The sequence below is a fragment of the Corynebacterium sp. 13CS0277 genome, assembly GCF_002994655.1.
In the GTDB taxonomy this organism is placed as follows: Bacteria; Actinomycetota; Actinomycetes; order Mycobacteriales; family Mycobacteriaceae; genus Corynebacterium.
The window spans coordinates 190,801-198,463 of the sequence record NZ_PPDL01000001.1; the positions used below are offsets into that span (position 1 = coordinate 190,801).

General features: G+C 66.2%; 5 protein-coding genes. All 5 read left to right on the forward strand.

The annotated features are described in order from the left end of the window. Positions 1-96 precede the first annotated feature (96 nt). Positions 97-2,358 (forward strand): polyribonucleotide nucleotidyltransferase, encoded by a 2,262-nt coding sequence (locus C1Y63_RS00790; protein WP_106014553.1) that lies wholly within the window; start codon positions 97-99, stop codon positions 2,356-2,358. A 233-nt stretch (positions 2,359-2,591) separates the two neighbouring features. Beyond that, entirely contained in the window at positions 2,592-3,356 is a 765-nt protein-coding gene (dapB, locus tag C1Y63_RS00795; protein WP_106014554.1) for a 4-hydroxy-tetrahydrodipicolinate reductase, read from the forward strand. A 2-nt stretch (positions 3,357-3,358) separates the two neighbouring features. Beyond that, entirely contained in the window at positions 3,359-4,111 is a 753-nt protein-coding gene (thyX, locus tag C1Y63_RS00800) for an FAD-dependent thymidylate synthase (RefSeq protein ID WP_106014555.1), read from the forward strand. A gap of 264 nt (positions 4,112-4,375) precedes the next feature. Further along, complete coding sequence (gene dapA / locus C1Y63_RS00805; RefSeq protein WP_106014556.1) at positions 4,376-5,293, forward strand: 4-hydroxy-tetrahydrodipicolinate synthase; 918 nt, start codon at positions 4,376-4,378, stop codon at positions 5,291-5,293. Next, on the forward strand, positions 5,290-7,371 hold the full coding sequence (locus C1Y63_RS00810) for a ribonuclease J (RefSeq protein ID WP_106014557.1): 2,082 nt from the start codon (positions 5,290-5,292) through the stop codon (positions 7,369-7,371). The genes dapA and C1Y63_RS00810 overlap by 4 nt, the downstream gene beginning before the upstream one ends. The last annotated feature ends 292 nt before the right edge of the window (positions 7,372-7,663 follow it).

Consider the following 7,663-nt stretch of genomic DNA (forward strand, 5'->3'; position numbering starts at 1 on the left):
GTGATACTGTGAGGCGCAGTGCTGCGCTGGCAGGAGACGCCCGACGACACCGATGATCGTCACGCGCAGCAAAAATACATAAGGAGAAACGCGCGAATGAGCGACGTGAAACACACCGTGGCCGTGGAGTACGACGAGGACTTCGAGACCACCCTGGCCACTGCGGTCATCGACAACGGTGACTTCGGCAAGCGGACCATCACCTTCGAGACGGGTTTGCTGGCCAAGCAGGCTGACGGTTCTGTGACCGCCGCGCTGGACGAAGAGACGATGATGCTGGCAACGACGACCGCATCGTCCAAGCCGCGTGAAGGTTTTGATTTCTTCCCGCTGACCGTGGACGTGGAAGAGCGGATGTACGCCGCCGGCCGGATCCCCGGTTCCTTCTTCCGCCGCGAGGGCCGCCCCTCCACCGAGGCGATTCTCGCCTGCCGCCTCATTGACCGCCCGCTGCGCCCGACCTTCGTCAAGGGTCTGCGCAACGAGGTGCAGGTCGTCATCACTGTGATGTCGATGAACCCGGAAGACTACTACGACGTGGTCGCCATCAACGCGGCCTCTGCAGCGACCCAGCTGTCCGGCCTGCCGGTGTCTGGTGCTGTCGGTGGCGTGCGCATGGCGCTCGTCGTCGATGAGGCACACCCGAAGGGCCAGTGGGTGGCGTTCCCGACCCACACCCAGCACAAGGATGCCCTGTTCGAGATCGTGGTCGCCGGTCGTCTCGTGGAGACGAAGAAGGGCCGCAAGAAGACCGAAGATGTCGCCATCATGATGGTGGAGGCCGGCGCGACGGAGTCCGTCGTCGACCGTGTTGCCGATGGCGCCCCGGCGCCGAGCGAGGAGATCGTGGCGGAGGGTCTGGAGGCCGCGAAGCCGATCATCGCCGCCCTGTGCAAGGCCCAGAACCTGCTCAAGCAGGAGGCCGGCAAGCAGACTCAGGAGTTCCCGACCTTCCCGGCGTACAGCGATGAGATCTACGCCGCCGTCGAGGATGAGGCGAAGGCCACCATTGAGAAGCTCATGACCATCGCCGATAAGCAGGAGCGCGACGAGGCGATCGCCGCGCACCAGGCCGAGGTGCAGGCAGCTCTCACCGAGGAGGGGGCCGAGTTCGCTGAGGACGAGTCCGCTGCCGGCCAGATCGCCGCCGCCTACAACGCGGTCGCGAAGGCTGTGGTGCGCCACCGCATCGTCACCGACGGGTTCCGCATCGACGGCCGCAAGGTCGATGAGATCCGTCGCCTCGACGTGGCGGTGCACCTGCTGCCCCGCGCGCACGGTTCGGCCCTGTTCGAGCGTGGCGAGACCCAGATCCTGGGCGTGACCACCCTGGACATGCCCGACATGGAGCAGCAGATCGATTCCCTGTCCCCGGTCGACCACAAGCGCTATATCCACCACTACAACTTCCCGCCGTACTCCACCGGCGAGACCGGTCGTGTGGGCTCCCCGAAGCGCCGCGAGATCGGCCACGGTGCCCTCGCGGAGCGTGCCGTGGTGCCGGTGCTGCCGAGCAAGGAAGACTTCCCGTACACCATCCGCCAGGTGTCTGAGGCGCTGGGCTCCAACGGCTCGACCTCCATGGGCTCCGTGTGTGCCTCGACCCTGAGCCTCTACGACGCGGGTGTGCCGCTCAAGGCCCCCGTGGCGGGTATCGCCATGGGCCTGGTGTCCCAGGAGGTTGACGGGGAGACCCGCTACGTCACCCTCACCGACATCCTCGGTGCGGAGGACGCCTTCGGCGACATGGACTTCAAGGTTGCCGGCACCCGTGAGATCGTCACCGCCCTGCAGCTCGATACCAAGCTCGACGGCATCCCCTCCGACGTGCTCGCCGCCGCACTCAAGCAGGCCCGGGCCGCACGCCACCACATCCTGGACTACATGGATGAAAACTGCGTGCCGCAGGAGCAGTCCCCCTACGCGCCGAAGATCACCACCGTCACCATCCCGGTGTCGAAGATCGGTGAGGTCATCGGCCCGAAGGGCAAGAACATCAACGCCATTCAGGACGAGACCGGCGCGAAGATCTCCATCGCCGACGACGGCGTGGTCTCCGTGGCCTCTACCAACGGCGTGGCCGTCAAGGACGCGATCGAGCGCATCAACGCCATTGCGAACCCGCAGCTGCCGAAGGTGGGCGAGCGTTTCCTCGGCACCGTCGTCAAGACGACTGCCTTCGGTGCGTTCGTGTCCCTGCTGCCGGGCCGTGACGGCCTGGTGCACATCTCCAAGCTGGGTGGCGGCCAGCGGGTCAACAAGGTCGAAGACGTCGTCAACGTCGGCGACAAGATCCGCGTCACCATCGCCGAGATCGACAACCGCGGCAAGATCTCCCTGGTTCCCGAAGAGGACTAAGTCGCATCGGGCCTTTGGCTACGCCTCAATGAGGCGCAGCCGAAGGCACCCGCTATTGCTTCGTGCGTGCGCCCCGCAGCCCACCCCACCGCCTGTGCGTGGAGTGTGGGTTGCGGGGCGCACGTCGTGTGGGGTGCGGTTCGCTAGGGTAGGTGGGGCGGGTGCGATGCCCGCATCCTTCCCCTCTTCACACCCCTTCTACGCTGTCTGGCAGAAAAGAGACTTCACACACCATGGCACAACAGATCAAGGTCGGCGTTATCGGTGCCGGCGGCCGCGTCGGCACCGCCGTGTGCGAGGGCGTGCGCGCCGCCGAAGGCATGGAGCTGGTGGCCCAGATCGATCGCGACGACAGCCTGCAGACGCTCGTCGACACCGGTGCGCAGGTCATCGTCGATTTCACGCAGCCCGGCGTCGTCATGGACAACCTGCAGTTCTGCATTGCCCACGGCATCCACTGCGTTGTCGGCACCACCGGCTTTGACGAGCAGCGCCTGGCGCAGGTCGAGCAGTGGGTGGAGGCCGCCCGTGAGGAGGGCCACGAGGTCGGTGTGCTCATCGCCCCGAACTTTGCGATTTCTGCGGTGCTGACGATGGTGTTCGCCAGCCAAGCCGCCCGCTTCTTTGACTCCGCCGAGGTCATCGAGCTGCACCACCCGAACAAGTTGGATGCACCCTCGGGTACCGCGATCCACACCGCGCAGGGGATTGCGGCCGCACGTGCTGCGGCGGGGCTGGGGGAGCAGCCGGACGCCACCGAGCAGTCCCTGCCCGGTGCCCGCGGCGCGTCGGTCGATGGCATCCCGGTGCACGCGGTCCGTATGACCGGCATGGTCGCCCACGAGAAGGTCATTTTCGGCGCCCAGGGGCAGAGCCTGACGATCGTGCAGGACTCCTACGACCGCACCAGCTTCGTGCCGGGCGTTCTCGTCGGCGTGCGTGAGGTGGCCGCCCACCCGGGACTCACGGTGGGCCTCGAGCACTACCTGGACATCTAGCCGTGTCGCAGCACGTTGATCTTCAAGTCCAGCTGGTGGCGGCCACGGAGTTTCACACCCCGCCGACGGTGGACTTCAGCACGGATGCCACCGGTGGGCAAGCGTTGATCGAGTTCGCCGGCCGGGCGTGCTACGAGACGTTCCACAAGCCGAACCCCCGCACCGCGAGCAATGAGGCCTACATCCACCACATCATGGAGGTCGGTCATCTTGCGCTGCTGGAGCACGCCTCGGCGACGATGTACCTCACGGGTATTTCGCGGGCCGCCACCCAGGAGTTGGTGCGCCACCGGCATTTCAGCTTCAGTCAGCTCTCGCAGCGTTTCGTGCATTCGGAGGACACGAACGTCGTCATCCCGCCGGCGATTCGTCAGGATGAGGCGCTGCTGCGACTGTTCGAGCAGGCGGTGGACGACACCCGATTTGCGTACCAGGAGTTGTTGGACGCGCTCGAGGCCAAGTACGAGGACGAGCCGAACGCGCTGTTGCGGCGGAAGCAGGCCCGTCAGGCGGCCCGGGCGATCCTGCCGAACGCCACCGAGTCCCGCATCGTCGTCACCGGGAACTACCGGGCGTGGCGGCACTTCATCGGGATGCGTGCCACGGAGCACGCCGATGTGGAGATCCGCACCGTGGCGGTGGAGTGCCTGAAGCTGCTGCAGGAGGTCGCCCCGGCGGTGTTTGGGGACTTTGTGATCTCCACTCTTGCCGATGGCAGTGAGATGGCGACGTCGCCGTACGTGTTGGACTTCTAAGGTCACCGCTGTGCTCTCGGTGGGCGCTGCCGGTGAGTGGTGTGGGCGCCGGGAGGGTGTGTGGCGTCACGTGGTGCGGTGTGGGGGTGTCCTCCCCGCTGCCCCGGCCCGCACACCCCACCATCCGCCCAGCATGTGGCATACGACTCTCACTGTGTGGGATGGGTGGGGGTGTGTCGGGGTGTCGCGTGGGGGAGATTGCTACGCCACGACCACGAGGTGGGTGCGGCGCGGCGGCGGGTGAAGACGGTAACGTAGACAACCATGAGTGAGACCCCTTCCCGCACGCACGCGTCCACCGGGCTGACTTTCGGCACCGTGTCGGTCGCGATGGTCACCCCGTTCGATTCCAGTGGTGCTCTGGATCTTGCCGCCGGCCGCCGGCTCGCCCGGCATCTGGTCGACCAGGGGGTTGACTCCCTCGTGCTTGCGGGAACGACGGGCGAGTCGCCGACGACGACCACCGCGGAAAAGATCGCTCTGCTCGAGGCTGTGCGGGAAGAAATCGGCACGGACGCCACGCTCATTGCCGGCGCAGGCTCCTACGACACGGCGGCCTCCCTTGAGTTGGCCCGCGCCTCCCAGGCCGCCGGTGCCGACGGTTTGCTCGTCGTGGTGCCCTACTACTCGAAGCCCCCGCAAGAGGGTATCTATCGTCACTTTATGGCCGTCGCCGACGCCACGGACCTGGAGATTTGTCTCTACGACATTCCGGGGCGTAGTGGCGTGGCCTTGGAATCTGATACCATTCGACGTCTGGCCACCCATGAGAACATCACCGCAGTCAAGGATGCGAAAGGCGACTTGGCGGCCGCTGCCCCTCTGATCGAGGAGACCGGCCTGGATTGGTATTCGGGTGATGATCCTTTGAACTTGCCCTGGATGGCGATTGGCGCCAAGGGTTTCATCTCCGTCATCGGCCATGCCGCGCCCGCGCAGCTGCGCGCACTGCACGATGCAGTGACTGCCGGCAACCTGGCCGACGCGCGCACGATTCATGCGCAGCTCGCCCCGCTGTGGCAGGCCCAAGCCCGCCTCGGTGGCGTGTCGATGGCGAAAGCCGCACTCGCGCTGCAGGGAATGCCTGTCGGTGCGCCCCGTCTGCCGCAGATCGCCGCAGACGACACCCAAAATATTGCACTCACCCAAGACTTAGAAAAGGCTGGAGTCCTTCACAGATGACAGAACCCCGTACCCGTTCCCGCAAAAGCTCCCGCGCCGCGGGGGCACCGCAGCCCGTAGAATTCCAGGCTCCTGAGCCGGTGGCCGAGACCACCGGCGGTGGGAACGACTCCCGCGACCAGCGTCGCGGCCGCGGCGACAGCCGCACCGGCGACGAGCAGAAGAACACCAGCGCGAAGCGTCGCAGCCGCCGCACCGGCGGCGCCAAGAACAACTCCAACTCCCAGAACTCGGCCGGCGATAACACCAACCGCAACTCCGGCAAGGGCGGCAACGGCCAGGGCGGTGGCAACAACCGCCGCGGCCACGGTCGTCGCATTAAGTCCATGCAGGGCGCCGATCTGACGCAGCGCCTCCCGGAGCCGCCGAAGGCCCCCCGCGACGGCCTGCGCATTGTCGCCCTGGGCGGTATTTCCGAAATCGGCCGCAACATGACGGTCTTCGAGTACCACAACAAACTGCTGCTCGTGGACTGCGGTGTGCTGTTCCCGTCCTCCGGCGAACCGGGCGTCGACCTCATCCTGCCCGATTTCTCCTACATTGAGGACCGCCTCGACAAGATTGAGGCCCTGGTCGTCACCCACGGCCACGAGGACCACATCGGTGCGATTCCGTGGCTGCTGAAGCTGCGCCCGGACATCCCGATCATCGCCTCCCGTTTCACGTGCGCGCTCATCGCGGCCAAGTGCCAGGAGCACCGCCAGCGCCCGAAGCTCATCGAGGTCAACGAGGACTCGCACGAGAAGCGCGGCCCCTTCGACATCCGCTTCTTCGCCGTCAATCACTCCATCCCCGACTGCCTCGGCATTGCCATCAAGACCGGCGCGGGTCTCGTGGTGCACACCGGCGATATCAAGCTCGACCAGACCCCGACCGACGGTCGCCCGACCGACCTGCCGGCGCTGTCCCGCTTCGGCGACGAGGGCGTGGACCTGTTCCTGTGCGACTCGACGAACGCCACCACCCCGGGCGTGTCCGGTTCCGAGGCGGAGATCGGCCCCACCCTCAAGCGTCTCGTTGGTGACGCGAAGCAGCGCGTGATCCTCGCGTCTTTCGCCTCCAACGTCTACCGCGTGCAGGCCGCCGTGGATGCTGCCGTGGCCTCCGGGCGCAAGGTGGCCTTCAACGGCCGCTCGATGATCCGCAACATGGAAATCGCGGAGCGTCTCGGCTACCTCAAGGCACCCCGCGGCACTATCATCACCATGGACGAGGCTGCGAAGCTGGCCCCGCACAAGGTGCTGCTCGTGACCACGGGTACCCAGGGCGAGCCGATGGCGGCACTGTCTCGTATGGCCCGCCGGGAGCACCGCCAGATCACCGTCCGCGATGGTGACCTCATCATCCTGTCGTCCTCCCTGGTGCCCGGCAACGAGGAAGCCGTCTTCGGCGTTATCAACATGCTGGCCCAGATCGGCGCCACCGTGGTCACCGGCCGCGACGCGAAGGTGCACACCTCCGGCCACGGCTACGCCGGCGAGCTGCTGTTCCTGTACAACGCGGTCCGCCCGCGCAACGCCATGCCGGTGCACGGCGAGTGGCGCCACCTGCGCGCCAACAAGGAACTGGCGATCTCCACCGGAGTCGAGCGTGATCGCGTCGTGCTCGCGCAGAACGGTGTGGTCGTCGACCTCGACGGCGGCCGCGCACAGGTCGTCGGCCAGATCAGCGTCGGTAACCTCTACGTCGACGGCGTCACCATGGGTGATATCGACTCCGAGGTCCTGGCGGACCGTACCTCCATGGGCGAGGGCGGCCTCATTTCCGTTACCGCTGTCATCGACAACCGCACCGGCCGCGTCCTCGAGGTCCCGGCCGTGCAGGCCCGCGGCTTCTCCGAAGACGCGAAGGCCATGATGCCGGAGGTGCGCGAGCTGGTGTACAACACCATGATGGACCTGGCTGCCGAAGGCGAAAACGAGGTCTACCGTATGGCACAGAAGCTGCGCCGCGTGGTGGGCCGCTACGTCGAGCAGAAGTGGCGTCGCAAGCCGATGGTCGTGCCGACCATCGTGCCGATTGCTGCGGAAGTGACCGTCACCGACGACGACATCAACAACTCCCGCCAGAGCCTCTAAGCCCAGAGGCTGCACCACGGTTGTGCCACCCCGCGTCCCTGCCTGGGCGAGTCAAAACTCGCTGGGCCGGGCGCGGGGTGTTTTCATGCGCCCCGTGCGCGCACACTCGGCGGGTGCGACGTCCACCGGCGCGAGTGGGGGAGAGGGCTGTGGGGCGTGGGGCGGCCCATGGGACAGCGGCAATCCCGGGTTAAACGACAAAATGTGTGTCTGGACGGCGTGTCGCGTTCGAATGACCCGAAGTGTTACCTACTTCATAGGGCCCTTGCGGATGCCCATAGAATGTGAGTAG